Source organism: Arthrobacter terrae, from assembly GCF_015708085.1.
In the GTDB taxonomy this organism is placed as follows: domain Bacteria; phylum Actinomycetota; class Actinomycetes; order Actinomycetales; family Micrococcaceae; genus Arthrobacter_M; species Arthrobacter_M terrae.
On sequence record NZ_JADNYM010000023.1, the window covers coordinates 40,274 to 66,168 of the forward strand.

At 62.0% G+C, this 25,895-nt stretch carries 22 protein-coding genes, 1 tRNA gene and 1 pseudogene; 14 read left to right on the forward strand and 10 right to left on the reverse strand.

Features of this window, described 5'->3' with window-relative positions:
- The first annotated feature begins 4 nt into the window (after positions 1–4).
- From IV500_RS16375 to IV500_RS21605, 8 genes and pseudogenes are all read left to right on the forward strand, one after another.
- The gene (locus IV500_RS16375) at positions 5–1,285 is read left to right on the forward strand and encodes a glutamate-5-semialdehyde dehydrogenase (RefSeq protein WP_196397886.1); all 1,281 of its coding nucleotides are present in this window, start codon (positions 5–7) and stop codon (positions 1,283–1,285) included.
- A gap of 122 nt (positions 1,286–1,407) precedes the next feature.
- Positions 1,408–1,653: a hypothetical protein gene (locus IV500_RS16380; RefSeq protein WP_230855076.1), complete on the forward strand. Its 246-nt coding sequence runs from the start codon at positions 1,408–1,410 to the stop codon at positions 1,651–1,653.
- 22 nt (positions 1,654–1,675) lie between these two features.
- On the forward strand, positions 1,676–2,320 hold the full coding sequence (nadD, locus tag IV500_RS16385; protein ID WP_312875965.1) for a nicotinate-nucleotide adenylyltransferase: 645 nt from the start codon (positions 1,676–1,678) through the stop codon (positions 2,318–2,320).
- 7 nt (positions 2,321–2,327) lie between these two features.
- Positions 2,328–3,596 (forward strand): hypothetical protein, encoded by a 1,269-nt coding sequence (locus IV500_RS16390; RefSeq protein WP_196397887.1) that lies wholly within the window; start codon positions 2,328–2,330, stop codon positions 3,594–3,596.
- A gap of 28 nt (positions 3,597–3,624) precedes the next feature.
- Positions 3,625–4,017 (forward strand): annotated as a pseudogene (gene rsfS, locus IV500_RS16395) (ribosome silencing factor); the annotation flags it as partial.
- Positions 4,018–4,114: 97 nt separating this feature from the next.
- Positions 4,115–4,810, forward strand: a complete 696-nt coding sequence (locus tag IV500_RS16400; protein ID WP_196397889.1) for a histidine phosphatase family protein — start codon at positions 4,115–4,117, stop codon at positions 4,808–4,810.
- 106 nt (positions 4,811–4,916) lie between these two features.
- A tRNA-Ala gene (locus tag IV500_RS16405) sits at positions 4,917–4,992 on the forward strand.
- A gap of 161 nt (positions 4,993–5,153) precedes the next feature.
- Positions 5,154–5,732, forward strand: a complete 579-nt coding sequence (locus IV500_RS21605) for a YchJ family protein (RefSeq protein ID WP_196397890.1) — start codon at positions 5,154–5,156, stop codon at positions 5,730–5,732.
- Positions 5,733–5,814: 82 nt separating this feature from the next.
- On the opposite strand, the gene IV500_RS16415 is transcribed toward IV500_RS21605, so the two are convergent.
- The 3 genes from IV500_RS16415 to IV500_RS16425 are packed head-to-tail and all read right to left on the reverse strand — an operon-like array spanning position 5,815 to position 9,044.
- Positions 5,815–7,056 carry an FAD-dependent oxidoreductase gene (locus tag IV500_RS16415; protein WP_196397891.1) on the reverse strand — a complete coding sequence of 414 codons (1,242 nt, stop codon included), beginning with the start codon at positions 7,054–7,056 and terminating at the stop codon, positions 5,815–5,817.
- Positions 7,049–7,858 (reverse strand): class I SAM-dependent methyltransferase, encoded by an 810-nt coding sequence (locus IV500_RS16420; protein ID WP_312875966.1) that lies wholly within the window; start codon positions 7,856–7,858, stop codon positions 7,049–7,051. The genes IV500_RS16415 and IV500_RS16420 overlap by 8 nt, the downstream gene beginning before the upstream one ends.
- Entirely contained in the window at positions 7,809–9,044 is a 1,236-nt protein-coding gene (locus tag IV500_RS16425; RefSeq protein WP_196397892.1) for a type III polyketide synthase, read from the reverse strand. The genes IV500_RS16420 and IV500_RS16425 overlap by 50 nt, the downstream gene beginning before the upstream one ends.
- A gap of 98 nt (positions 9,045–9,142) precedes the next feature.
- On the opposite strand from IV500_RS16425, the gene IV500_RS16430 reads away from it, so the two are divergent.
- Complete coding sequence (locus IV500_RS16430; RefSeq protein ID WP_196397893.1) at positions 9,143–9,940, forward strand: SDR family oxidoreductase; 798 nt, start codon at positions 9,143–9,145, stop codon at positions 9,938–9,940.
- A gap of 48 nt (positions 9,941–9,988) precedes the next feature.
- On the opposite strand, the gene IV500_RS16435 is transcribed toward IV500_RS16430, so the two are convergent.
- From IV500_RS16435 to IV500_RS16450, 4 genes are all read right to left on the reverse strand, one after another.
- Positions 9,989–12,805: an aconitate hydratase gene (locus IV500_RS16435; protein ID WP_196397894.1), complete on the reverse strand. Its 2,817-nt coding sequence runs from the start codon at positions 12,803–12,805 to the stop codon at positions 9,989–9,991.
- A 130-nt stretch (positions 12,806–12,935) separates the two neighbouring features.
- Positions 12,936–13,685 carry a succinate dehydrogenase/fumarate reductase iron-sulfur subunit gene (locus IV500_RS16440; protein WP_196397895.1) on the reverse strand — a complete coding sequence of 250 codons (750 nt, stop codon included), beginning with the start codon at positions 13,683–13,685 and terminating at the stop codon, positions 12,936–12,938.
- Complete coding sequence (locus tag IV500_RS16445) at positions 13,682–15,625, reverse strand: fumarate reductase/succinate dehydrogenase flavoprotein subunit (protein WP_196397896.1); 1,944 nt, start codon at positions 15,623–15,625, stop codon at positions 13,682–13,684. Before IV500_RS16445 ends, IV500_RS16440 begins: the two co-directional genes overlap by 4 nt.
- Positions 15,625–16,452, reverse strand: coding sequence for a succinate dehydrogenase cytochrome b subunit (locus tag IV500_RS16450; protein WP_230855079.1), 828 nt, complete (start codon positions 16,450–16,452; stop codon positions 15,625–15,627). The genes IV500_RS16445 and IV500_RS16450 overlap by 1 nt, the downstream gene beginning before the upstream one ends.
- A gap of 248 nt (positions 16,453–16,700) precedes the next feature.
- Between IV500_RS16450 and IV500_RS16455 the strand changes: the two genes are divergently transcribed.
- From IV500_RS16455 to IV500_RS16470, 4 genes are read left to right on the forward strand one after another with little or no spacing between them, the layout of a single operon-like run.
- Positions 16,701–19,103, forward strand: coding sequence for a nitric-oxide reductase large subunit (locus IV500_RS16455; RefSeq protein WP_196397897.1), 2,403 nt, complete (start codon positions 16,701–16,703; stop codon positions 19,101–19,103).
- Positions 19,103–19,888 (forward strand): hypothetical protein, encoded by a 786-nt coding sequence (locus tag IV500_RS16460; RefSeq protein WP_196397898.1) that lies wholly within the window; start codon positions 19,103–19,105, stop codon positions 19,886–19,888. The genes IV500_RS16455 and IV500_RS16460 overlap by 1 nt, the downstream gene beginning before the upstream one ends.
- Positions 19,885–20,820, forward strand: a complete 936-nt coding sequence (locus tag IV500_RS16465) for a slipin family protein (RefSeq protein WP_376770222.1) — start codon at positions 19,885–19,887, stop codon at positions 20,818–20,820. The genes IV500_RS16460 and IV500_RS16465 overlap by 4 nt, the downstream gene beginning before the upstream one ends.
- Entirely contained in the window at positions 20,813–21,118 is a 306-nt protein-coding gene (locus IV500_RS16470; protein ID WP_196397899.1) for a hypothetical protein, read from the forward strand. Before IV500_RS16465 ends, IV500_RS16470 begins: the two co-directional genes overlap by 8 nt.
- Positions 21,119–21,297: 179 nt before the next feature.
- Here the strand turns inward: IV500_RS16470 and IV500_RS16475 are convergent, their stop codons facing one another.
- Positions 21,298–22,272, reverse strand: a complete 975-nt coding sequence (locus IV500_RS16475; protein WP_196397900.1) for an MIP/aquaporin family protein — start codon at positions 22,270–22,272, stop codon at positions 21,298–21,300.
- Between the two features lie 226 nt (positions 22,273–22,498).
- On the opposite strand from IV500_RS16475, the gene IV500_RS16480 reads away from it, so the two are divergent.
- Positions 22,499–23,734, forward strand: coding sequence for a class I SAM-dependent methyltransferase (locus IV500_RS16480; protein WP_196397901.1), 1,236 nt, complete (start codon positions 22,499–22,501; stop codon positions 23,732–23,734).
- Positions 23,735–23,761: 27 nt separating this feature from the next.
- Here IV500_RS16480 and IV500_RS16485 read toward each other — a convergent pair whose 3' ends face one another.
- Positions 23,762–23,962, reverse strand: a complete 201-nt coding sequence (locus tag IV500_RS16485; protein ID WP_196397902.1) for a hypothetical protein — start codon at positions 23,960–23,962, stop codon at positions 23,762–23,764.
- A gap of 9 nt (positions 23,963–23,971) precedes the next feature.
- Entirely contained in the window at positions 23,972–25,624 is a 1,653-nt protein-coding gene (locus IV500_RS16490) for an AMP-binding protein (protein ID WP_196397903.1), read from the reverse strand.
- Between the last annotated feature and the right edge of the window lie 271 nt (positions 25,625–25,895).

Below are 25,895 nucleotides of genomic sequence, written 5' to 3' on the forward strand. Positions count from 1 at the left end.
TTGCATGACTGAGCTGGCTGTGGATCAAGACGTAACGGAGGCGGTGCATGCCGTTGCGGACCTCGCCCGAGCGGCATCGCGCCGGATGGCACACGCCAACCGTGCCTGGAAGGACCAGGGGCTGTTGGCAATAGCTGCGGCCCTGCGGGAACGCCAGGACGCGGTGCTGGCCGCCAACGCCAGAGACGTTGCCCGTGGGCGGGAGAGCGGAACAACTGAAGCCATGCTGGACCGGCTCACACTGACCCCGGATCGGGTTGCCGCTCTATCCGAAGCACTCAAAAATTTGGCGTCACTGCCGGATCCGGTGGGAAACGTGGTCCGCGGGCAGACCCTTCCTAATGGTCTGCGAATGCGCCAGGTAAATGTCCCGTTGGGAGTCGTGGCCGCCATCTACGAGGCTCGGCCAAACGTCACCGTGGACATCGCGGGTCTGGCGCTCAAGAGTGGAAATGCCGTAATTCTCCGGGGTGGGAGCGCGGCGGCGGACACCAATGAAGCACTTGTCGGGATCCTCCGCGATGCTCTCGAAGCGGCCGGACTCCCGGCTAACGCGGTGCAAAGCGTGGACCGGTACGGACGCGCTGGTGCGAATGTTCTGATGCGTGCCCGGGGCCGGGTTGACGTCCTCATTCCGCGCGGTGGGCGGGACCTGATCCAGTCCGTTCTGAACAACGCTTCCGTCCCCGTCATCGAAACGGGCGAGGGTAACGTGCACATCTTCATTGACGAGTCCGCACCCGCTGAAATGGCGGTCAATATTGTGCTCAATGCCAAGACACAGCGACCCAGTGTCTGCAACACGGTGGAAACCCTGCTGGTGCACCGCGACGCCACTGCCCTGCCTGACGTACTGTCCGCCTTGTCTGCCGCAGGGGTCCGGCTGCACGTGGATGAGCGCATCATGGCGGAACTTCCCGCCGGGCTTAGTGCCGTACCCGCGTGCGAGGCGGACTGGGGGCGCGAATATATGGATCTTGATCTGGCAGTGGCTATGGTTGATTCACTTGACGCTGCTGTGCGTCACATTCGATGCTGGAGCACCGGACACACGGAGGCGATTGTGACCAATGACCTATCCAATGCCGAGCGCTTCATAGCCGAGGTGGATTCCGCGGCGGTGATAGTGAACGCCTCCACGCGCTTTACCGATGGTGCCCAGATGGGGTTAGGCGCTGAAGTGGGAATTTCGACCCAAAAGCTGCACGCCCGCGGGCCGATGGGTCTGAGCGAACTGACGACCACCAAATGGATCGTTCGCGGCGAGGGCCAAATCCGTACCTAGCGCCGGGTCCCGGAGCGTCCGGCTGCCGCAACGGGATGCTTCGCGTACCATGAGAGTTCAAGGTGTTTGACCCGCCGCCCGGCTGGTCGAACGGATGCGTTGTTGATACTTAGGGGAGAATTATGCTGACCCAGCTTGCCGGCGTTCTGGCGGCCGCCACCGAACATGAGGAAAAAGCGCCGCTTTTCATGCCGTGGTGGATGTTCGGCGTGTCAATTTTCGTCATTTTGCTGGTGTTGATGTTCGTCACCGCCTCCTTCTCGAATATGGGAAACCGCCATTCTGCCGTAGAGGAAAGCCCCGATCCGCACCGCCAGCACACGAACAAGCACGATCACGGCGAGGGCGAGAAGATTCCCCATTTCTAAGACAGCATTGCCGGCAGCCGGGGTGAAGGACCCGCACCGGCGCTTCCGTTTAGGTGTCATGGGTGGCACCTTCGACCCGATTCATCACGGGCACCTGGTGGCGGCGAGTGAAGTCGCAGCGGTCTTTGAGCTCGATGAGGTGGTTTTCGTGCCCACCGGACAGCCATGGCAGAAAGCCAAGACCCAGGTCAGCCTCCCGGAGCATCGTTATCTCATGACCGTGATCGCCACCGCATCTAACCCCAGATTCACCGTCAGCAGGGTGGACATCGACAGGCCCGGACCCACGTTCACCATTGACACTCTGCGCGATCTGCGCAGGATGCGCCCGGACGCCGACTTGTTCTTCATCACCGGTGCTGATGCCATGGCTCAGATCATGTCATGGAAAGACAACGATGAGCTGTGGTCATTGGCCCACTTCGTTGGTGTGACACGCCCGGGCCATGTCCTCGACGGTATGGGCCGTTCTGACGTGAGTTTGTTGGAAGTGCCGGCTATGTCGATTTCCTCAACCGACTGCCGTGACCGCGTCCAGGAACAGAATCCTGTATGGTATCTGGTTCCCGATGGAGTGGTGCAATACATTGCGAAGTACGGGCTCTATCTCGAACCGGGGCGCAGTGGTGTGGGATCCAGTCAACAGGTGAGTTCTAGTACTGAATGAGTAGTAAATGAGCAAGAAATCAGAATTGGCCCGCGGCCGCCGCAAACGCAGGACCGCGCAAAGTTCTCCTGATCAGACCAGCACCGGAGGCGGTAGTCCCTCGGTGCCGGCTGCGCAGGAGCCATCGACGTCCGTTATTGGCGCAACAGCAGCTGCCGTAACAGCAACTGGCGCACCAGCAACTGGCGCACCAGCGCCGGATGGAGCAACGGACGCAGGGGTCCAAGCTGCGGGTCGTCGATCCCGACGTGCCGCCGATGCTCCAGTAGATGCACCCGGCTCAGCGGTTAAGGCCGAGCGGTCCCCGCAGGAGCGGGAACTGCCCTCGCGGCGGGCGCTGCGGCTGGCCCGGTTGGAGGCAGATCTCCCTGCAGCAACGAACGTGTCTGCAATGGTTCCGCAGGCACCCACCGGCCCGGCCGGTCCCGAAACGCTGCCGGCAGAGTCCGGTCTTCCTGAAGAGACCGGTCTTTCTGAAAAGTCCGGTCTCCCTGAAGCGTCCGGTCCGGCAGCGATGCGCGGCGCCGACACCGAAGCTATGAGCATCGAAAAAGCACCGGCCCCGCGGGAGGCGCTTATTCAGGATACGCAGCAGCATCTTGATCAACTTACGGCGGCCGTCAGCATAGATCCGCTGGCAGTTGACCCAGAGATACTGGCACAGCAACGCGCCATCGCTGACCGTGCCGAGGAGCTGAACCGCCGTGCGCCGGACAGTGAACAGCCGGCACAGGAAAACGCCAAGGGCCGGCCGCCTGTGAATGACCCGACCTCAGCCCATAATCTGGCGATGGTCACACCGCTGGAATTCGTCCGGGTGCCCGGAATCGATCGGCCCGTCATGCGCCCTCCCACGACGTCACACATCCCCGTGATTTCGCCTCTGGTGCCTAAAAGGCAGCAAGGACCGGCCCTTGAATCGGCCGCGACGTCACCCATACCGGGGCTCACCTCGTCGTCGGCGCCGCGGGAAGCCGCAGCCACCAAAGAAGCCGCCGCGCCGCAAGAAGCCGCAGCTCCGCAAGACGCAGCGGCACCGCACAAGAGCCCCGGGCGCAACCGGACAACGGCAGTCCGGACGGAAACACCCTTTGAACCCGCCGAGATGCCACCCTTGTCGGCCGGAAGTGCCCATGGACTTGAGCCGTTGGACGCCGTCACCGCAGGCCTGGGCCGGTTGCAGCGCAACCGCCTGATGCTGTGGGGCGCGGTGGCAATTGGCGGCGTTGCTCTCCTTGCCGGAATTACCATGATCATTACCGGACTGGCCCGCTAGGCCATCCCACCCAACCAGAAGGAAATCAGTGACCGCAACAGATAGCTCCGTCGCCATCGTCAGGGCAGCCGCCCGGGCAGCATCGGACAAGCTTGCCTTGGACATTATTGCCCTGGATGTGAGTGACGTCCTGGCCATTACGGACATCTTCTTCATCGCGTCGGCTCCCAGCGAGCGACAGGTGAACGCCATCGTGGACGGCATCGAAGAGGAACTTATCAAGTCAGGTCTGCGCCCGGTCCGCAGGGAGGGGCGCTCCGGCGGACGCTGGGTCCTGCTGGATTATGCCGAAGTCGTCGTCCACGTCCAGCATGAGGAGGATCGGATCTTCTATGCCCTGGAGCGGCTCTGGAAGGACTGCCCCGTAGTGGATCTGCAGCTTGAAGCCAAGGACCCCTCCGCCAAGCAGGAAGCCATCGCGCAGTCGTCTGACACCGCGCAGTTGTCTGACACCGCGCAGTCGTCTGCCACCGCGCAGTCGTCTGACACCGCAAACTAGGAAGGTACTGCGGCCGGTCATGAGCAGTTCAGGAATTTGGCAACCCGCCAACGACTTCCGGCGGGTTGTTTTCTGGCGCCATGGGCGGACGCTATGGAACGCCGAGCAGCGTTTTCAGGGCCAGGCGGACATAGAGCTCGACGACGTCGGCCGTGCGCAGGCGGATAAGGCGGCGGCCTTGCTGGCCGCCGTCGGGCCTGCCCGCCTTGTGTCCTCCGACTTACGGCGTGCCAAGGCTACGGCGCAGGCGCTGGCTGACTTGACGGGACTGGACATTTCCACGGATCCAAGGCTGCGGGAAACCTATGCAGGGTCCTGGCAGGGGCTGACTTTTGAACAGATTGCAGATGATTACCCGACGGACCTGCTCCGCTGGGAACGCGATGACATCAGCGTCCGGGCAGGGGGAGGGGAGACCCGGATCGAGGTCGCCGAGCGGATGCGGGATGGCGTACTGGAAGCCCTGAGCGGGGTTGAGTCCGGCGAAACACTCATCGTAGCCACCCATGGCGGTGCGGCACGCGTTGCCATCGCGCGGCTGATGGGACTGCCCTATGAGTATTGGGGCACATTGTCCGGGCTCTCCAACTGCAACTGGTCTGTTCTGCAGGAAACCGGCAACGCCCGAAACCCAGGAGCTGAGGGCAGCTGGAAGCTCACCGAGCACAACGCCGGCACCTTGCCCGAACCACAGACCGAACCCGTGGAGGATTGAGCATCCGGCCGTACTGACGCCGATTTGGTATCTGGATAAGTACTGTTCTAAGATTGACAAGTTGCTCCGGCAAGGAGGTAAACCTCCACGACGGGGCCATTTGATTGGGGCTGTGGCGCAGCTGGTAGCGCACCTGCATGGCATGCAGGGGGTCAGGGGTTCGAATCCCCTCAGCTCCACCAATGAACCGCTGGAATCCAATGAAAGTAAGGGTTCCGGCGGTTTTTTTTGCCGAAATGCTCAGCTGGGCCGGCGCGACTGCGCGTTGTGAGCCCACGGCAGTTGTGCGGCGCTACCGCCCGTTCTGCGCTTTACTGAAGCTATCCCAAGAGCGGTCGATGGAATGGGGCGGATTGTATGGACCGGCGCAGGACGACCCCTCCGCCCGGAATCCGGCAGTGGACACGGCCGATGGTTCCAAAGGTGTGGACGACAGGCAGGGGAGGCACCGGCTCCCGCTGGAGACCATTGGATCCGGGCCCCCATCAAGAGTAGAAGTGATTCCGGCGAAAAGACTCCACGCGTCGCCTACCCGGACAAGGATGCCAGATGCCCGTGCCTGAGCGGTGAAACCTATGGCGCGTGCTGTGGGCGCTACCTGGAGAGCGACGCGGCACCGCCCACCGCCGAATCGCTGATGCGGTCGCGCTTTACCGCCTTTGCTGTCGGCGATGCGGCGTATCTGCTGCTGAGCTGGCACGGGGGCAGCCGGCCAGACAGCTTTGAGCTTGATCAGACTCTGCGCTGGTACCGGTTGGACATCCTCTCCACAACCGCCGGCGGACCGCTGGATACGGAGGGGGCAGTGGAGTTCCGCGCCTACTTCAAGCACGACGACGGCGCTGGCAGTCAGCGCGAGCGCAGTCGTTTCGTCCGGACCGGTGGGCGCTGGTTTTACCTTGACGGGGTAGTCGATTCCTGAGACCGGTGCCTGCTGACGCCATTTCTTGCTGACACCACTGGCTGCCGTCACCACTGGCTGCCAATGTCACTGGCTGCCAATGTCACTGCATGGTGAAACGGCGGGCGACGAAATCGTGCACCGCGGGTGCGGCAATCAGTTGTGCCAAGGTCCGGTTGCGGATAGCCAGGGCGGCCCGCGGCAGCGGACGGCCCAGGGCCATATTCAGATGTGCCTGCCGAACGGCCTGCCGGGCAGCCCGCTGCCTGCTCCGTTCGAAGGTGCGCAGTGCGCTGGCCGAAGGCTTCCCATCAAGTGCTGCGGTGATGATTGGCGCGAGCGCGGCAGCATCCAGCCAGCCCAGATTCATCCCCTGACCACCAATCGGGCTGATCTCATGTGCGGCGTCGCCGATCAATGCCACCCGTCCACGGATAAATTGGCGGGCCAGTCCGGAGCGGACGGTGAAGGCGCTGAGCATGCTGTTCGTGTCGGGATCCACGAGCGTACCGGTCCTGGCCCGGATCAGCTCGGTCAGGGATCCGGCATTGGGCTGGCCGCAGAGAGCATCGGTATGGACAACCCAGCGCCTGATGCCGTCCGGCAGCGGGAAGGACTCCACGATGCCGCCCGGTTCCAGATGGAGCACCGCCGTTGCATCGTCACCGGTGTTGTCCTGAAAATCGCCCATCAGGTAGGTGTCCGGATAGTCGCGGCTGTAGGTTCCGATGCCCAGCTGCGAACGAAGGCCCGAGCGTGCGCCGTCGGCACCCACGAGTAGACGCGCACTGAACTCAGCGTTGGCTTCGTCTACCTGCCCGCTACCCCGCGCCGGCCATATTCTCCAGTCCGGCCCGATGCTCCTGTCTTGCCCGATGCTCCTGTCTTGCCCGATATGCCGTTCCGGCTCCGGCCGACGAACGCGGGCCGAGACCGTAACCTGCCTGCCGTCGTCGTACGCGTGCAGCACCTGTGCCCCCCGCAGCAGGACATCAGATCCATTGGCACCCAGCCGCTCTTCCAACACCGATTCCGTGACGGTCTGTGGTACCGCCAGAACAAACGGATAAGCCGACCGGCCAGCGGCAAAAGACAGACCGGCCAGGTCCCTGCCTCGGGTCCGTGCCATGCCGCTGTGGATTTTCACGCCCTGGCCGATCAGGGGAGCGGCGGCTCCAATGCCTTCCAAGGCAGCCAAAGACGGCGGATGAATGCCAATGGCGCGGGAATGATTGCTCCGTTCCGCGCGTTTTTCCAGCACCAGGACGTCCACCCCGGATTGGCGCAGTAAGGCGCCCAGAAAGAGTCCAACCGGACCGCCGCCGGAGATGATGACATCATGCATCGGGCGTTGACTCCGGGGAGCCGGCCGCCGGCGGGAGAGCCTCGGGCCGGTAGGTGAGCAGGTTTCGGAACGGGCCCTGCGGTTGGACTCGCCACTTCGCCGGTACTGCCAACCTAAGCTCCGCTGCGGTGTAACTGCGGCGAATGGAAGTCAGGCCGTCGGCGCGGATGAACGAACGGTGGAAGACGGGTAATGTTCCGGCGGAAAACAGGGCGTATGCCAGCGCGCTGCGTGCAATGTCGCTGTGCACGCTGGCCTGCGTGGCCAAGAGCCGGGAATCTGTAAGGAGACCGTGCAGCTGCGGCGCGCTGAGGTGATGGAGCACATGGTTGGAGACAACCAAATCAAACGTGGCGCCCTCGGCCACGAGTTCGGAGCTGAAAGCACTCCGGAACCGCAACCGTGGTACCGGCGGCTGCGCAGCGGCGAAGGCGAAGGCCCGCTCATCCGGGTCGATGGCGGTGATGTCCAAGGCCAGGCCATCCCGGGCCGCCCACCGTGCCAGCCGCCGTGGGACATCTCCGCCGCCGCAGCCAATGTCCAGCAACGTCGACGTCCGGTTAAGGGAGAGCAGGGGGCGCAGCATCTGCGTATAGGTGCGCCGCCAGCCGGACACTGCGGCGTTGATCAGCGGAAACTGCGCGTAGGTGCGCTCCAGTAACTGCTGATCGCAGTCGGATCGGTCCATTTCCTCCACGGCATCCACAGCGCGGATCTGCAACTGGCCCAGCATCACCGCAACTGCACCGCCGCTAAACTCCCGCCGGCAGCGCAGCGGTCCGCTCATCGTCGGCCGGTTCACTCTGCGTCTGTTCCCCCGCGCCGGCCACCGACGCGCTGCCCACCTTCGCTTCGGTGTGGGCAGGAACTTTGCTGAATAGTCCCGTCTCCACCGTCAGACCGGGGCCGAATGCCATCGAACAGATACGTTCGTCCGCGCCCACGATGGGCTGATCAAGAATATGCTTGAGCACGAACATTACCGTTGCGCTGCTCATATTGCCGTAATTGCGCAGGGTTTCGCGGGCCGGCTCTAACTGCTCCGCGCTGAGGCCAAGCTTGGCCTCCACCTTGTCCAGAATGCTGCGGCCGCCAGGATGAATGGCCCAGTGCTTGATCTCCCGGTATGGCAGATCCCGCACGGACGGATCCGAGGCCAGTAGGGGCTCCAGTGCTCCGACGATATGGTCGTCAATGATGTGCGGCACGTAGCTTCCGAGGACCATTTCGAAGCCTTCATCTCCAATGTTCCACGCCATCGATTCCTCACCCACCGGCGTCAGCGTGGTTTCAAAGCGATCCAGGCTGATGCAGGCGCTGCTCTGCGGGAGGTCGCGGGCGCTGACCAGAGCCGCGGCGGCCCCGTCCGCAAAGAGCGATGAGCCCATGATCGTGTCCGGGTTATTGGACGTACGCACATGCAGCGAGCACAGTTCCGCGCTGACCACGAGGACAACTGCATCTGGATCTGCCTCGCAGAAGGACTTCGCGGCCCGCAGTGCTGGAAACGCGGCGTAACAGCCCATGAATCCGAGGTGGAACCGCTGCACCGAAGGGTTGAGCCCGAGGGCACGGACTACCTTGTAGTCCGGTCCCGGGTTAAAGAAGCCGGTGCAGGAAACCGTGATTACGTGAGTGACGTCTGCGGCGCCGATTCCGGCACAGGCGTCCAAGGCCTTTTGGGCAGCTTCCACGAAGAGCCGGGTTGCTTCCACGGCAAATATGTCGTTTCTGACCTTGGTGCTTGGGCTGAAAATTTCGTTCGACCCGGCGTCGAAAAACACCGGGTCTTCGCTTCGTTGGCTACGGGTCAGCTCACCGACGGCCGTATACCGGGTGTCAATGCCTGAGGCGTCAAAACACGTCCGCACCAATCTGGTGCCCAAACGGGTCAGACCGGCCTGCGCTGCAAAAACGTCGCGTGCTTCGGTCTGGATCAGGACAGTGGGCGGAACCGCAGTTTCGAGAGTTCTTAAGAAGACCGTCATAGTCCATTGTGCTAGGACACCGCCGCAGAAAACAATGGAAGCCTACTGATACTCGGATTTGCTTAGTAGGCCCGAACTTCTAATCGAGAGGAAAAACCATGACGTATTCCCCCAGCACAGCCATTGTTACCGGGGCGGATTCCGGGATTGGGCGCGCCACCGCTGTAGCGCTCGCCGAGGCCGGAATGGATATCGGCATCACCTGGCACAGCGATGAGGAAGGTGCACGGGAAACGGCGCATCAGGTGCGCGAACTCGGGCAGAAGGGCTTTATCGCCAGATTGGACACCACCGAACTTCCGGACTGTGGCGACGTCGTGGATGAACTGGCCAAATCGCTCGGTGGCCTGGATGTCTTCGTCAACAACGCCGGAGCCGGGGATGGACTGAAATTCCTGGAGCTCGGGTACCAGGACTGGTGCCGGACAGTGAACACCGATCTTACCGGTGCCTTCATCTGTCTCCAGCGTGCAGCCCAGCGGATGGTCAAGGCAGGTCGGGGAGGCCGGCTGATTGCGGTCACCAGCGTGCATGAGACCCAGCCGCGCGTCGGCGCATCCGCCTATGACGCCGCCAAACACGGGCTGGGCGGTCTGATGAAGACGGTCGCCCTGGAACTTGGCGAGCATGGCATCACGGCCAACTGCGTGGCTCCGGGCGCGATCGCCACCCCCATGTCAGATCAGACTGACGTGGACCCCAGGACAATTGAGCAACCCGGTGTCCCGCTTGGACGTCCCGGCGATGCACGGGAGGTCGCGGCAGTGATTGCCTTCCTTGCCTCTCCGGCGGCCAGTTACGTCACCGGCGCATCCTGGTCCGTCGACGGCGGCATGCTTCAGATGGGTCCACAGGCCGGGTCGCACATAATTGACAATACGTGGCGCAATGGCTGAGCGACGTCGCTTATTCTTTCCCTATGAGCGGCCGGGCCCGGCCTGAGCTTATGCCGCCAGGAGCTGACGCAGAACGTACTGCAGGATTCCGCCGTTTTGGAAATACGCGGCCTCCGCGGGAGTATCGATCCTCACGGCTGCGGTGATCTCCTTGATTTTTCCGTCCTGTTCCACCCGCACCTGGACGTGCTTCGGGATGCCGGCCGTTCCGGCGAGCCCGGTGATGGAGTACACCTCTTCGCCAGTGAGGCCGAGAGTCTGCGCGCTCTCACCAGGGCTGAACTGCAGGGGGAGCACGCCCATGCCAATCAGATTTGAACGGTGGATCCGCTCAAAGGAGGTGGCCAGCACCGCTTTAACGCCCAACAGCAGGGTGCCCTTTGCTGCCCAATCCCGGGATGATCCTGAGCCGTATTCGGCCCCGGCGATCACGATCAGCGGGACGTTGTCGGCGAGATACTTCGTGGATGCGTCGAAAATGCTCAGCTGTTCTCCGTCGGGCAGGTGTCGTGTGAATCCACCCTCGATGCCCGGTACCAGCTGATTGCGCAGCCGGATGTTGGCGAAGGTGCCCCGAATCATCACTTCGTGATTGCCGCGGCGGGATCCGTAGGAGTTGAAGTCTCCGGGCTGCACGCCCTGCTCCATCAGGTACCGGCCGGCGGGGGAGTCCTTCTTGATGGCTCCCGCGGGAGAAATATGATCGGTGGTCACGGAGTCACCCAGCAGGGCCAGCACACGGGCTCCCGATATATCATCCAGCGGTTCTGGTTCCCGTGGCATAGCGTCGAAGTACGGCGGTCTGCGCACATAGGTGGAGGTCTCGTCCCACGCGAACATGTCGGCGGCCGGGATCTGAAGGTTCTGCCAGTTCTGATCCCCGGCAAAGACGTTGGCGTAGCCGGCGGTGAACATCTGGGCCTGTACGGCTTTGCCTACGACTTCGTCAATCTCCTGGCTGGAGGGCCAGATGTCGCGGAGGTAGACCGGTTCACCTGATGCATTGTTGCCGAGGGCATCCGTAAGCAGGTCGATGTTCATGGTCCCGGCGAGGGCATACGCAATCACCAATGGCGGCGAGGCAAGGAAATTCATCTGCGTCTGCGCATGGATCCGGCCCTCAAAGTTACGGTTTCCGCTGAGCACCGAACTGACCGTCAGATCATTGGCGTCCACGGCCTGGCTCACCTGCGGGATCAGCGGACCGGAATTACCGATGCACGTGGTACAGCCGTAACCGACCAGGTTGAAGCCAAGTTTATTCAGGTAGGGGGTAAGCCCTGCCTTGTCGAAATAGTCGGTGACAACGCGGGAGCCGGGCGCAAGGGAAGTCTTCACCCATGGTTTGGAACTCAGGCCGTGTTCCACGGCCTTCTTCGCCAGCAGTCCGGCACCGATCATCACGGAGGGGTTGGACGTGTTGGTGCAGCTGGTGATCGCGGCGATCACCACATGGCCATGGTCGATGGTGACCGGTTGCGTGTCCGTGAATGTCACCCGGGCAGGATTGGACGGGTACGTCGGGGACGGTACAGCACCGGCCCGGTCCACCGGCGGGATATTTTCAGTGGACCAGTCGAAGGCGATCGGGTCGCTGGCGGGGAATGATTCGGCAGATGCTTCGTCAAGTCCCGTCAGTTCCTCGGGTACCTTCGAGCCCTCGTTCAGAATGGCACCCACGACGCGCCGCGCGTTCGCCAGCGGGATGCGGTCCTGAGGCCGTTTGGGCCCGGCGATGGACGGTTCCACACTCGCCAGGTCGAACTCAATGGTTTGGGAGTAAACGGGCTCGTGCTCCGGATCGTGCCAGAGACCTTGTTCCTTTGCATACGCCTCGACCAGCCGGATCTGGTGCTCCGCCCGGCCGGTGAGACGCAGATACTGCAGGGTTACGTCATCGATCGGGAAAATGGCGCACGTGGAGCCGTATTCCGGACTCATGTTCCCCAGCGTTGCGCGGTTGGCCAGCGGTATGTTGGCGACTCCGGGTCCGTAAAACTCGACAAATTTTCCAACCACGCCGGTCTTACGCAGTTTTTCGGCAACGGTCAGCACAAGGTCGGTGGCCGTCACGCCCTCACTCAAGGCCCCGGTGAGTTTGAAGCCCAGCACCGGGGGAATCAGCATGCTCATTGGCTGCCCAAGCATGGCAGCCTCGGCTTCGATACCACCAACGCCCCAACCCAGCACGCCGAGTCCGTTCACCATTGGCGTGTGCGAGTCGGTGCCGACAAGGGTGTCCGGGTACGCCTGGCGTGGCGCAGCGGCGCTGGTCTCATCTGCTTCCTGCACCGCATCCCGGGTAAAGACCACCCGGGAGAGATATTCGAGATTGACCTGATGGCAGATGCCGGTATCGGGCGGGACGACGAGGAAGTCATTGAAGGCCTGCTGCGCCCAGCGCAGCAATTGGTAACGCTCCTTGTTACGGGAGAACTCCAGATCGGCGTTTTGCGCGAAGGCGTCCGAAGTGCCGAAAACGTCGGCAATGACGGAGTGGTCGATGACCAGCTCGGAGGGAATCAGCGGGTTGATTTTCTGTGGATCCCCTCCCAGAGCTGCCATCGCATCCCGCATGGCCACCAGGTCCACCACACACGGGACGCCGGTGAAGTCCTGCAGCAGTACGCGAGCGGGCGTGAACTGGATCTCCGTGCCATGCTCGGCGTCCGGATCCCACGCCGCAAGCGCCGTAATCTGCGCGGCGGTGACCAATGAACCGTCCTCACAGCGCAGGAGATTCTCCAGCAGTACCTTCAGACTGTAGGGGAGGCGGCCCGATCCCTGGACCGCATCAAGGCGAAAGATTTCATAGCGTTCATCATCGACCGTGAGGGTATTCCTGGCGTCAAAACTGTTCTTCATCGTGGACCTCCGCCGGCTCCCGCCGGATCGCTAGCAGGGAATATGGTCTGCTGTCATTGTCGGTCGTGACAGCCGGTCAGTCCAGGGCGCCTTTACGCGCCGCCGGGTAGGGACTGATGCGTGGCGCAGGTCAGGTGGTGTTGTCCCGCAATGCGGACAGCACGTCGCCGTTGAGGCGTGAGATCATGTCCAGCGGAATTCCCACCGGGCACACTGCGGTGCATTCACCGATTTCTGTGCAGCCGCCGAAGCCTTCGGCGTCGTGCTGGTTGACCATCGCCAGCGCCCGGGAGTTGCGCTCAAGCTGGCCTTGGGGGAGCGCACCGAGGTGGGTTGCCTTAGCCCCCGTGAAGAGCATCGCCGAACCATTGGGGCAGGCGGCAACGCAGGCTCCGCAGCCAATGCAGGTGGCGGCGTCGAAGGCCCGGTCCGCGTCCTTCTTGGGCACCAGCATCGCCGCCGCGTCCGGTGCTGCCCCGGTAGGGGCGCTGATGTAGCCGCCGGCCTGGATGATCCGGTCGAACGCGCTGCGGTCAACAATCAGATCCCTCAGGATCGGGAACGACGGCGAACGCCACGGTTCTATGTCGATGGTATCGCCGTCGGTGAAGTGGCGCATATACAGCTGGCAGCTGGCGGTGAGCTCCTCCGGACCGTGGGCGATGCCGTTGATGACCAGGCTGCACATCCCGCAGATTCCTTCGCGGCAGTCATTATCAAACGCCACCGGATCGTCCCCGGCAGCGGTGAGCTGTTCATTGAGCACATCGAGCATTTCCAAAAACGACATGTCGGGCGAGATTGACTCGACGCCGTAACTGACCATCCGGCCTGCAGCGTGCCGGTCGTGCTGGCGCCAGATGCGCAGGGTGACATTCATTTGTAGCTCCTCTGGGTCAACTTGACGTTGTGGTACTCGAGGCTTTCCTTGCGCAGCTTCGGTGGTGAGTTATCGCCGGTGAATTCCCAAGCTGCGACGTAGGCGAAGTCATCATCAACGCGCAGCGCCTCGCCGTCGTCGGTCTGGCTCTCGGTGCGGAAGTGGCTGCCGCAGGACTCAAGGCGATGGAAAGCATCAATGCACATGAGCTCGGCCAGTTCGAAGAAGTCTGCGACCCGGCCGGCCCGTTCCAGGGTTTGGTTCAGTTCCTCGTTGGCGCCGGTGACTTTGACGTTGGTCCAGAACTCGTCCCGGAGCGCGCCAATGAGGCCGAGGGCGTGCTGCAGTCCTTCGGCGTTGCGTTCCATCCCGCAGTACTCCCACACGATGGCGCCGAGTTCTTTATGGAACGAATCTACGCTCCTCGCACCGTTGATTGTCAGAAAAGTGTTGATGCGTGCGCGTACCGCATCGACCGCTTTGACGGCCTCCGGGTGGGATGCGTCGATGGCTTCGGTGCTCGGGTTCTTGACAAAATAGTCGTTGATGGTGTTGGGCAGGATGAAGTATCCGTCCGCCAGTCCCTGCATCAGGGCGCTGGCACCGAGGCGGTTCGCGCCGTGATCGGAGAAGTTGGCCTCGCCAACGACGAACAGTCCCGGGATGGAGCTCTCCAAATCGTAGTCAACCCACAGCCCGCCCATGGTGTAGTGAACGGCCGGGTAGATGCGCATGGGCACTTGATACGGGTCTTCATCGGTGATTTTGTGGTACATGTCGAAAAGGTTGCCGTATTTCTCTTCAATCGCGGCGCGGCCCAGCCGGGCGGTCGCATCGGCGAAGTCGAGGTAGACCCCGCGCCCGCCCGGGCCGACGCCGCGACCGGCATCACATTGATTTTTGGCCGCCCGGGAGGCGACGTCCCGCGGGACGAGGTTCCCGAACGCCGGGTACTGGCGTTCCAGGTAATAGTCCCGGTCGCCGTCGGGAATTTCCCGCGGATCGCGGCCATCACCGGCCTCTTTGGGCACCCAAATGCGCCCGTCATTGCGCAGCGACTCGCTCATCAGAGTCAGCTTCGACTGATGCTCCCCGCTGACCGGTATGCACGTGGGGTGAATCTGCGTGAAGCATGGGTTCGCAAAGAGCGCGCCCTTGCGATGAGCGCGCCAGGTGGCCGTCGTATTACATCCGACGGCGTTGGTGGAGAGGTGGTAAACGTTTGAGTAGCCGCCGCTTGCCAGTACGACGGCGTCGGCCACGTGGGTTTCCAGGGCGCCAGTCACCATGTCGCGTACCACGATGCCCCGGGCCTTGCCGTCAATGACAATGAGATCCAGCATTTCATGCCGGGTGTGCACCTCCACCGTTCCGGCCGCAACCTGGCGTTCGAGGGCCTGGTAGGCACCCAGCAGCAATTGCTGGCCGGTTTGACCCCGGGCGTAGAACGTCCGGGACACCTGCACCCCGCCAAAGGAGCGGGTGTCCAGCAGACCGCCGTAGTCCCGGGCAAACGGCACGCCCTGGGCAACGCACTGGTCGATGATGGCAGAACTGACCTCGGCGAGCCGGTATACGTTTGACTCCCGCGAGCGGTAATCGCCGCCCTTGACTGTGTCATAGAAGAGTCTGCGGATACTGTCACCGTCGTTGCGGTAATCCTTAGCCGCGTTGATGCCGCCCTGCGCCGCAATGCTGTGCGCGCGGCGGGGGCTGTCCTGGTAGCAGAAACTCTTGACCTGGTAGCCGGCCTCGCCCAATGTTGCCGCCGCCGAGGCACCGGCCAGACCGGTGCCGACAATGATCACCGAGAGCTTGCGCCGGTTTGCGGGATTAATCAGCTTGGCGCCGAAGCGGCGGGCTTCCCATTGCTCCTGGATGGGTCCACCGGGTGCCTTCGTGTCCCGGATGGTCTCCCCGACCGTGAAGAGTTCAACCATTACCTCACCCATCCTGCGAAAATTACCAGCGGCGGGATCAGGAAGCCCACCAGGATCAGCAGCGCGACGACGGTGGCCAGCTGGTTGAGCCCGCGTCTGCGTGCCACCGATGAGTTGGCCCCTAATGAAGCGAAGGCGCTCCACACGCCATGGCGCAGATGGAAGCCGAGGGCGATCAGCGCGATCACATACGAGAGCACCACCCACCAGATGGAGAAGCCATTAACCATCCGCTGATACGGACTCGGCGAAGCGCCGCCGGGGGCGATGTAATCCGCACTCAGGTGCAGGAGGTGATAGATGACGAAAAGACCGACGATGACGCCGCCCCACCGCATCGTGAACGAGGCATAACTGCGCTGGACGCCGCGGCGGTTCTTGGTGGTCTCGTAACGCCAGCCGCCCTTTCCGGCCGTCGCGGAACGGGACCGGTGCCACAGGGTAAACGCCGCGTAGATATGGACCAGGACACAGATCAGCAGCACAACCCGGATAATCCATAATGCGCCGACACGCGGCAGCAGCGGCTCGCCCACCTCCCGCAGATAGCCCGAATATCCATCGAAAGCTTCCCTGCCCTCGAAGATCTTCAGGTTGCCGTACATGTGGGCCAGAAGAAAGAGAACCATTATCAGGCCGGAGACCGCCATGGCCGCATGCAGCGACGCGGACGACCGCAGCGCCCTGGACCGCTGCCCGGCTCCATTGCTCACTACCATGTCCTCACCATAGGACCGATCCGGGCAGCGCGCCAGCAATAAGCTGAGGTGCTCCTCGTATGTGTAGTTATATTCCAGCGGCGCTGTAGCCGTCGACATGGTGGACATGCGCGGAGGGGGCTCGGTGAGTGTCAGAAGGGCCCGGCGGAACAGCAATATCTTTTTATACTTCCAAGTACTCCTCTGCGGGCGTAGGGTTCAGTCACTTGCACCACACAGCTAAAAAAGTTTCCCCGAAATGCATGGTGATAAAACCGCTGGGCATTTTGACGAAGAGTCACAATGCCGGCGACATGGTTGATTGAGTGCCGGCATGCGCATGACTTTTCTGGAACGGGAGCCGGAGGGGGAGTGCCATGGTCCAGATTGCACGAAAAAATGGTCGGCAGCGAACGGAACTGCTGGTTTCCAAGGGATGGATCCAGGCCGTGGCCATGGTGATGATCTTTGGTTTCCTGGTGATGGGATTCCTGGCGGTGCGTACCTACACCGACTCGATGCCGCAACCTGAACAGGTCGTGGATCCGCAGGGAACGGTCGTTTTCACCGGAGCCGACATAACGGCAGGGCAGCAGATTTTCCTTCGCCGGGGTCTGCAGGAATACGGCTCCATTGTGGGACACGGCGGGTATCTGGGCCCGGACTATACGGCTGACTATTTGCGTCGGTCCGCCACGATGGTGCTCGATGATCTGACCCAATCCGGTATCCAGGATCCGCATGGCGCCCTTGTCCAGATGATGCGGACGAATCGTTATGACAGTTCAACGAACACCCTGGTGTATACCGCAGAACAGGTTAAGGCCTTTGATGCCATCCAGGGGCACTACGCGGACTACTTTGGGTCACCGACCACGCAGTATGGCCTGATTCCAAACGCAATTACCGGTCCTGAGGATATCCGCCAGCTGACCTCATTCTTTGCGTGGACCGCGTGGGCTGCAGCTGCGGAACGGCCGGGCCACAATTATTCCTACACGAACAATTGGCCCGGGGAACCACTGGTGAACAACGGCCCGACGGCGGACGTCCTGGTATGGAGCGGTCTGTCGCTGATTGCCCTGCTGGTCGGAATCGGACTGCTGTTCGCCATGTACGGGCGGTGGAGCCGGAACGTCGGCTGGCACAGCGGTGAATCTCCGGCGCTCTCCTTCCGGCAACCGGGTGAGGTAGCTGTGACACCGGGCCAGCGCGCTACCGCATGGTTCTTCTTCATTGTCGCTGTCCTGTTTCTCGGGCAGGCCTTGTTAGGCGGGGCAATTGAACATTACCGCGCTGACCTCTCCAGCTTTTTTGGTTTCGACATGGCCAAGCTGCTGCCCTTTAACCTGGCGCGGACCTGGCACGTGCAGCTGTCGATATTGTGGACGGCGGCGTCGTTTTTGGCCGCAGGGATCTTTCTGGCGCCCTTTATTTCCGGGCGCGAACCGAAGCGTCAGAGCTGGCTCATTTACGGTCTGCTCGGCGCACTCGCACTGGTTATCGTCGGGTCCTTTGTCGGGGAGGCAATGAGTATTTTTGGCGTCAAGGCCGTTGCGGGGTCTCCGCTGTGGGACATGCAATGGGAATACCTCGATCTGCCCAGGGTCTGGCAGGGTGTGCTTGTGGTGGGGCTGTTCCTGTGGATCATTATCATCTACCGCGGCATCAGGGCCCGACTACAAAAGGAACATCGGTTCAACCTGCCCTGGCTTTTCTTTTACTCAGGCCTGGCAATTCCGGGTTTCTATGCGGTGGGTCTACTGGCCAGCACGGAGACGACGCTCCCGGTTGCCGACTATTGGCGCTTTTGGGTCGTGCATCTTTGGGTCGAGGACTTCCTGGAACTGTTCACTACTGTGATGGTCGCCTACATCTTTGTCATGCTCGGCGTCATACGCCGGAAGATTGCGATGCAACTCATCCTCCTGGACGTCATCCTGTACTCCGTGGGCGGAGTGATCGGGACCATGCACCATCTGTACTTCTCGGGTACCCCGGTGGAGAATATGGCGTTGGGCGCTTTCTTCTCGGCGCTGGAAGTGATTCCGCTGACATTTTTGACCATCGAGGCGTGGAGCTTTTTGCAGCTCGGTTCCCGCCAGGAGTCCCGGAGTTCGGCACCGTTCCCGCACCGCTGGGCAGTGATGTTTCTGGTGGCCGTCGGGTTCTGGAACTTCCTCGGGGCCGGTGTCTTCGGATTCCTGGTCAACCTTCCCATCGTGTCCTACTACGAGATTGGCACTGCCCTCACCGCTAACCATGCTCATGCTTCCATGATGGGCGTGTACGGGATGCTGGGCGTTGGATTGTCGCTGTTTGCCCTCCGTTACCTGATCCCCGCCCGACGGTGGCCGGACAAACTGGCCAGAATATCTTTCTGGGGCCTGAATATCGGACTGGCCTGGATGACATTCGCAACGCTGGTGCCGCTGGGCGTTATTCAACTGTGGCACTCCATCAACGACGGGTACTACGAGGCACGCACCCTGAACTTCATTACCCAGCCCGGTAATGCCGTCTTGGAATGGCTGCGGATGCCAGGGGACCTGATCTTCATCATCGCCGGCATCCTTCCCTTCCTCTGGATCACCTGGCTGGGTGTCCGGTACCGGATCAAAGCCACCACCTATGACGTTCCCGAGGAAGCGCTTTTCATCGTAGAACGACCGCAGACAGAAGTACTCGGCGCTTCGGCCGCACCACCGCCGCGCTATGGTTCTGACCGTCGTATGGAGGGCCGGGACACGGGTCCGGGTCAATCGGACGGAGGCCCGTGATGAGCGGGGTCGATCCGGCGGTCTGGTTCGCGGCGGGATACGGAATCGTTCTGCTGCTCATCGCGCACCTTCTGGACAAGCTGGCGAGGCGGACGGCCCAGCGCACCGTTGATTGGCGTTCCGGCGGTTTCCGCTACCATGCGGACCACGATGCATGGGTCTGCCCTGAGGATCAATGGCTGTGGCCGGACTCCTTCGACCCAGACAACCGCGTGATGCGGTACCGGGCGAGTCCCACGGTGTGCAACGCATGCCCGGTCAAGGACTCGTGCACCACATCGGGGAATGGCCGGCAGATCAGCCGCAATGTGGACCCTTGGCCCAGCTCGGAGGCCGAACGATTCCATCGGGGTATCGCGTGCGCCGTGGTGGTACTGGGTCTGGCGTGGCCGTTGGCCACGATGATCGGAAACCGGAGCGCCCTCGAACTGGTGGTATTGGCTGCGGCGGTTCTCACCATCGCAGCGGGCAGCTGGCCACTTTGGTCCCATCTGCGCCGCTCGCCCGCCGGCTTCCCCGACCATGTCAAGGTCGAGGCACTCGACGACACGATTGCACGGCAGGCAGCAGGGACGCAAAGGGCGGCCCGCCGCCGGCCCACGTACCAAAGTGACCTGCGGCCAGACCCGTCCGATGCGCGTCCCGACGTGCGTCCTGAGGCGCGCGGACGTGAACAGGTGCAGAATCCGGAGCATGACCGGTTCGCGACCCGATGGGGATCATTCGAGGAAAACGCAGCCGAGGCGGAGCCGCTTCCCGGATGGAGCAGGAGGAAGAACAAATGACGTGGTGGCAAATAGTGGTTCTCATCATCGTGGTCATTGCCCTTGTCGTTCTGGCCGCCTCGGTGAAGGTGCTGCGGGAATACGAACGAGGCGTCGCGTTCCGGCTCGGCCGGCTGCGTCCGGTGCTTGGCCCCGGAGTGCATCTGATTTTCCCTGCGTTGGAGAAGATGGTGCGGATTGACCTGAGGATAGTGACCTTGACCATCCCGCCGCAGGAAGTCATTACTAAGGACAATGTCCCGGCCCGCGTCAACGCCGTCGTTCTCTTCAAGGTCACGGACCCGACGCGCTCCGTCATGGCAGTGGAGAACCACGCGGTGGCTACCTCCCAAATGGCCCAGACCACTCTGCGATCGGTTGTGGGCCGCGCCGACCTGGACACGCTTCTGGCGCATCGGGCAGATCTCAATGAGGACCTTGCACACAGCATTGATGCGCAGACCGAACCGTGGGGCGTCCACGTCAAGGTTGTGGAGATCAAGGACGTCGAGATCCCCGAGGCGATGCAGCGCGCCATGGCGCGCGAAGCCGAGGCCGAGCGCGAAAGACGGGCCAAGATCATCAACGCCCGCGGCGAACTACAGGCTGCGGACGAGCTGCGCCAGGCCGCAGACATCCTCAGCGGGAATCCGGCCTCGCTCCAGCTGCGTTATCTGCAGACCTTACTGGAGCTGGGTGCGGACCAGAACTCGACCGTCGTCTTCCCGCTGCCGATGGACATCATCGGGCCCTTTCTCGACAAGGTTCCGCGCTGGATGGACAAACTTCAGCAGCCCGGGCCGCCGATGCCAAACCATAACGGTTCGAAACTACCGGCGTCGTCGCCGTCTGCTCCGTCGCCGTCTGCGTCGCCGCTACCGGCAACACCGGACCCGGCACCGTCGCCGAATTCGCATCCGGAACTGCACACGGAAAGGCATAACAGTGTCTGACAATGACGCACCCGGAGGCCATTCCCCCGCCCCGGCGGAGGCGGGACAAAGCTCCGCCATCCGGGTAAAAGAAAACAGGACCGGGATCAAACTGATAATTCCAGGGGCTATCTTATTGTTTCTTGCTCCGCTCGCCGGATTCCTCGGGGGCACCATGGTCGGATCGCCCGGAGCCATTGGCGGTCTCGATCCGCTGTTTCTCTGGCTGTTCGGTGGCATGGTTGTCGGAGGTATTGGCGGAGCGGTCGCTCTGCTGGGCACCTTGCGCTGGGTGCGCGCGAACCGGGGAGCGGACTGAACAGCTTGTGCCGATGGGTCTCGATAGTCCGTTCAGCCCGCTCAGCGGTGCACGATCCGCAGCCCACCTCTGACATTCGTGCCGTCGGCCTGCGGTGGAAGACGGCACGGTTCGGGTAGAGGGCGGGGGCTCCGGCAACACTTGGTTCGAGCAGCCGGATGAACCCCCGCCGTCGTGCCTCACTCCTCGTCGGCCGTAGTACCCGTTTCCATCTCCAGATCCGGATTCTCCTTGCGGGCCGGCCCGGGTTCAGCGAGCTGCTTACGGGCATGCAGGATGTCGCCGATGAACAGATCGTAGATCAGCACACCGATCACGCCACCGATCAGCGGGCCAATAATGGGCACCCAGAAGTAGAAGCTGAACGAGCCGTCAACCGTGCCCGGAAGAGCTACGTCTCCCCAGCCGGCCATCCAGGCGAAGAGCCGGGGGCCGAAGTCGCGGGCCGGGTTAATCGCGTAGCCGGCATTCGCTCCAAATGACATGCCAATGGCTGCGACGGCAAATCCGATCATCAGCGGCCCCAGGTTGGCTTTCACAGCCGTATTGCGCAGATCGATAATGGCCACGATGAAGAGGATCAGGAAGGCTGTGCCCACTATCTGGTCCGTCAGCGGCCCGATCAGGTCACCGTCGTAATACGGCGCCGGGAAGGTGGCAAAGATGGAGAAGGTCGTGTTTCCGCCCGGATCGGTCCGGGCTACTTTGGCAGCTTTATTGAACGCGTCAATTGCCTGATGGTAAACAAGGTAGACCAACGCCGCACCGGCAAATGCTCCTACGACTTGGGCCGCCATGTAGGGGAGAACCTTCCGCCAGGCGAACTTGCGCCGCACCGCAAAGGCCAGGGTGACCGCGGGATTCAGGTGCGCACCGCTGACTCCACCGGCCACGTAGACGCCCAACGCCACCGCAAAGGCCCAGCCCCATGTGATCAGCAGCCAGTCCCCGGCGGCGTTGAAGATGGTTGTCGAGGTTGCTGCCCGGCCGCTGCCGGGCAAAGCAGCGACCGCCATTGCTACTACCCCGTCGCCAAAGCAGATCAGCACAAAAGTGCCGAGAAACTCTGCTAAGACCTCTCCCCATGTCCCGCCGGACCGTTTGAGTCCGCTGCCGTTGCGGATTGCGTTCCGCAGTGGAGAAATTTCACTCATAATAACCCCTTGAATCGTCGGCGGCAGGGACTTTGTACTTGAGGGCAGGTACTGCACTGAGGTCAGCTACTGCACTGTTTCAGGTACTGCGGTGAGCCTGTGAGCCGTTTGAACACTCCCGGGTTGACTGGTCGATGGTCTACATGCTAGCAGCCGGCTTAGAACCTGACTATGGCTGCATTCTGCCGTCATAATCGGGCTGGGATCCGCGGCTAAACTAGAGGGGATGAGGGACATAAAGTCAGCCGGAACGGCGGAGAACGTGGATCCCGGAGCGCTGTTCGATTTCAGCAGGCTGCGGCGCTCCCCCGATGTGGAAGCACCGAACCTTTTCGCCTTCGATGCCACCGATAAACTCATCCTGACCGAAGCTGCCGGTGCCCTTGCGGTGCGCAGCGACGGCCCGGCCGAGGCCGACGGCGAGCAAATAGTCCCCGACGGCGGCATGAGAGCACCATACGCCGGCTCCACCGTAGCTGTGGTGGGGGATCGCTACGGCGCCCTGACATTGCCCGTGGTCTCCACTGGTGGCGGAAATGTGCGCGTACATCAGGACCTGATGGCCGGAGAGCGGGCTCTGGACCGTAACGCGGCAGAACTTGGACTGTCCGGGAGGTTCCGTCGTTTCCCCTTGGGGAAGGAACTTTTTGACGGAGTCAGCGTTGTCTTGTGGCAATTGCCCAAAAGCATGGCCGAGCTGGCGGAAACCGCCGATCAGATCGCCCGCTACGCCCGCCCCGACGTCCGGATCTTCGCGGGCGGTCGGATCAAGCATATGACCATGGCTATGAATGCTCTCCTGCAGGACTCATTTGGCGAAGTGCATGCTGGCCTGGCGAGGCAGAAATCCAGGGTGCTCACCGCAGCCGAGCCCATTCGGCCCACTGAGGAGCCTGCTTTTCCGGCACGGCAATACCATCAGGAGCTCGGACTGTGGGTGTGCGCCTACGGTGCCACCTTTGCCGGACCGCGGTTGGATATCGGAACCCGTTATCTGCTGGAGTTCATCGACAGGATGAAACCGGACGCCCAGCATGCCGTGGACCTGGGCTGCGGCTCCGGCGTTATCTCGGCGGTACTGGCCAACGCCCGGCCGCAGATAACCGTCACCGCAACCGATCAGTCCGCCGCTGCTGTCGCTTCGGCCGCAGCGACGGCCGAGGCAAACGGTCTTTCCCACCGGATCTGCACAGTTCAGGACGATGCGATGGCAGGCTTTCCAACCGGCAGCGCAGAGTTGATTTTGCTGAATCCGCCCTTTCACCTCGGGACAACCGTGCATGCCGGAGCGGCAGTGCGGCTCTTTGACGCCGCCGCCCGGGTGCTGGCCCCGGGCGGCGAACTCTGGACGGTGTACAACAATCACCTGCACTACCGCACTCAGCTTCAAGAGCGGATTGGGCCCACAACGGTGCAGGCCCGGAACCAGAAGTTCACGGTGGCTCTGTCCAGCCGAAGCTGAGCAGCAAACCGCGCAAGTGGGCCCGTTTTAGTCCACGGATTCGAGGATTTCCCCAAACGGAATCAGCTCATCAACCACTGCCTGAACTTCGTCATGCTGCAGGAGCCTGACCCGCACGCCGTGGAGCTGATCAGCCGCTGACTGTTGAAGCACCGGCTTGATGGTCGCGACGATAACCGGCGGCTTTCCCTCTAGGTATTTCAGATAGCTGGCTGGGAGTCTGTTCATGGCCACAGTTTAGACCAGACCCAAGAGCTCTGCTGAGGTATCGCGCATCTGGATTTTACGGACCTTTCCGGTCACGGTCATCGGAAATTCCGCTACGACCAGGACGTAGCGGGGAATTTTGTTTCTGGAGAGTTTGCCGGCGCAAAAGTCCGCAAGAGCCGCGGCATCCAGCGGTGCAGCGCCTTCGCGCAGCTGTAGCCAGGCGCACAGTTCCTCGCCATACTTTGGGTCTGGTACGCCAATCACCTGAACATCGGCAATATCCGGATGGGTGTAAAGAAACTCCTCAATTTCACGGGGGTAAAGATTCTCACCACCGCGGATCACCATGTCCTTGATCCGGCCCACTATGGTTACGTAGCCGTCGTCGCCCATTTGAGCCAAATCACCGGTATGCATCCAGCGTGCTTCATCGATGGCCTCGGCTGTCTTGGCGGCGTCATTCCAATAGCCCAACATGACGGAGTATCCGCGGGTGCAAAACTCGCCGGCGGTTCCGCGCGGCACGGTAAGGCCGGTGATCGGGTCCACGATCTTGACTTCCAGATGCGGGTGCACCCGGCCCACGGTGGCCGTGCGCCGACGGAGATCGTCGTCGGGTTGGGTTTGCATGGACACCGGCGACGTCTCCGTCATCCCATAGGCAATGGCCACCTGAGACATATTCATTTCAGTGATGCAGCGTTTCATGACCTCAACAGGGCAGGGCGAACCAGCCATAATTCCGGTCCGCAGCGTGGAGAGGTCATAACTGGAAAAGTCCGCAAGGCCCTGTTCGGCGATGAACATCGTAGGGACTCCATAGAGCACCGTGCACTTTTCGTCCTGCACGGCCGCCAACGTGGCTTTCGGGTCGAAGGATGGTGCCGGGATGATGATGGCTGCCCCGTGGGAGGTGGCACCCAAATTTCCCATCACCATGCCAAAACAATGATAGAAGGGCACGGGGATACAAATCCGGTCGCGGTTGCTGATCGTGATTGTCTCAGTCACAAAGAAACCGTTATTAAGAATATTGTGGTGGCTCAGCGTTGCGCCCTTGGGAAAGCCCGTGGTGCCGGACGTGTACTGGATGTTGATCGGATCGTCCGCACTGAGGGTCTCCATCCGCCGCGCCAGAGAATCCGGCGGAAGGGTGCTCCCGGCGGCAAGCAATTCGTCCCAATCCGGGCCGGAAAGATACACAACGTTCGTCAGCTCCGGGCACTCGCCACGCACGGCGTCCACCATCGCCCGGCAGTCAGTTGAGCGGTATCCGGTCATGGAGATCAGCAGCTTGAGGCCGGACTGCTGCAGGGCGTACCGCAGCTCATGCTCGCGGTAGGACGGGTTGACGTTGACCAGAATGGCGCCGATTTTCGCGCTCGCGTATTGCACTTGCACCCATTGGGCACAATTGAGAGCCCAGATGCCCACCCGATCACCTTTTGCTACGCCGGCTGCCAGCAGCCCGCGGGCCAGCGCATCCACATCGGCCTCCAGCTCAGCGTAGGTCCAGCGGCGCCCAGCGGCAATGTCAACCAGTGCTTCGCGTTCGGCATTGGCGGCGGCCAGCCGGCTGAAGTTGGCACCGATCGTCTCGCCCAGCAGCGGGACCGACGATGTGCCCGAAACGTAGGAAAGAACTGGCATCGGGGCGGGATGTTCTTCATCAAGGGTCATAGCAATACGCTACTTGGTGCCGGGCGGGAGGGGTATGCGTGTCCATTTCGGGCCCGTGGCAAAGCCGGCCGGCACGTTGGCTCTGGCACCGGGGTGTGATAGCTCCAGTTGTTTGTTCGGTCCAGGACGCCGTCCTGGACCCGATCCAGCCGTGAACTGGTAACTAACTGCGTAAACTTGCGTCTTAATTCGATGCAGCCAGTTGCGCCTCGGTTAGGGCCTGCGTACAGTCGTAGACAAGTTACTGAATGTAACGTGTCAGCGATCCTCG

What these genes read in the sequence shown, in the direction of transcription:
- IV500_RS16450 (WP_230855079.1), bottom strand. Translation starts at nt 16,452, where the DNA reads ATGTCCACCATGTCGACGGCTACAGCGCCGCTGGAATATAACTACACA.
- IV500_RS16485 (WP_196397902.1), bottom strand. Translation starts at nt 23,962, where the DNA reads ATGAACAGACTCCCAGCCAGCTATCTGAAATACCTAGAGGGAAAGCCG.
- IV500_RS16435 (WP_196397894.1), bottom strand. Translation starts at nt 12,805, where the DNA reads ATGAAGAACAGTTTTGACGCCAGGAATACCCTCACGGTCGATGATGAA.
- IV500_RS16375 (WP_196397886.1), top strand. Translation starts at nt 5, where the DNA reads ATGACTGAGCTGGCTGTGGATCAAGACGTAACGGAGGCGGTGCATGCC.
- IV500_RS16480 (WP_196397901.1), top strand. Translation starts at nt 22,499, where the DNA reads ATGAGGGACATAAAGTCAGCCGGAACGGCGGAGAACGTGGATCCCGGA.
- IV500_RS16425 (WP_196397892.1), bottom strand. Translation starts at nt 9,044, where the DNA reads ATGACGGTCTTCTTAAGAACTCTCGAAACTGCGGTTCCGCCCACTGTC.
- IV500_RS16445 (WP_196397896.1), bottom strand. Translation starts at nt 15,625, where the DNA reads ATGGTTGAACTCTTCACGGTCGGGGAGACCATCCGGGACACGAAGGCA.
- IV500_RS16430 (WP_196397893.1), top strand. Translation starts at nt 9,143, where the DNA reads ATGACGTATTCCCCCAGCACAGCCATTGTTACCGGGGCGGATTCCGGG.
- IV500_RS16460 (WP_196397898.1), top strand. Translation starts at nt 19,103, where the DNA reads ATGAGCGGGGTCGATCCGGCGGTCTGGTTCGCGGCGGGATACGGAATC.
- IV500_RS16455 (WP_196397897.1), top strand. Translation starts at nt 16,701, where the DNA reads ATGGTCCAGATTGCACGAAAAAATGGTCGGCAGCGAACGGAACTGCTG.
- IV500_RS16390 (WP_196397887.1), top strand. Translation starts at nt 2,328, where the DNA reads ATGAGCAAGAAATCAGAATTGGCCCGCGGCCGCCGCAAACGCAGGACC.
- IV500_RS16415 (WP_196397891.1), bottom strand. Translation starts at nt 7,056, where the DNA reads ATGCATGATGTCATCATCTCCGGCGGCGGTCCGGTTGGACTCTTTCTG.
- IV500_RS16465 (WP_376770222.1), top strand. Translation starts at nt 19,885, where the DNA reads ATGACGTGGTGGCAAATAGTGGTTCTCATCATCGTGGTCATTGCCCTT.
- IV500_RS16400 (WP_196397889.1), top strand. Translation starts at nt 4,115, where the DNA reads ATGAGCAGTTCAGGAATTTGGCAACCCGCCAACGACTTCCGGCGGGTT.
- IV500_RS16475 (WP_196397900.1), bottom strand. Translation starts at nt 22,272, where the DNA reads ATGAGTGAAATTTCTCCACTGCGGAACGCAATCCGCAACGGCAGCGGA.
- IV500_RS16440 (WP_196397895.1), bottom strand. Translation starts at nt 13,685, where the DNA reads ATGAATGTCACCCTGCGCATCTGGCGCCAGCACGACCGGCACGCTGCA.
- IV500_RS16490 (WP_196397903.1), bottom strand. Translation starts at nt 25,624, where the DNA reads ATGACCCTTGATGAAGAACATCCCGCCCCGATGCCAGTTCTTTCCTAC.
- IV500_RS21605 (WP_196397890.1), top strand. Translation starts at nt 5,154, where the DNA reads ATGGGGCGGATTGTATGGACCGGCGCAGGACGACCCCTCCGCCCGGAA.
- IV500_RS16380 (WP_230855076.1), top strand. Translation starts at nt 1,408, where the DNA reads ATGCTGACCCAGCTTGCCGGCGTTCTGGCGGCCGCCACCGAACATGAG.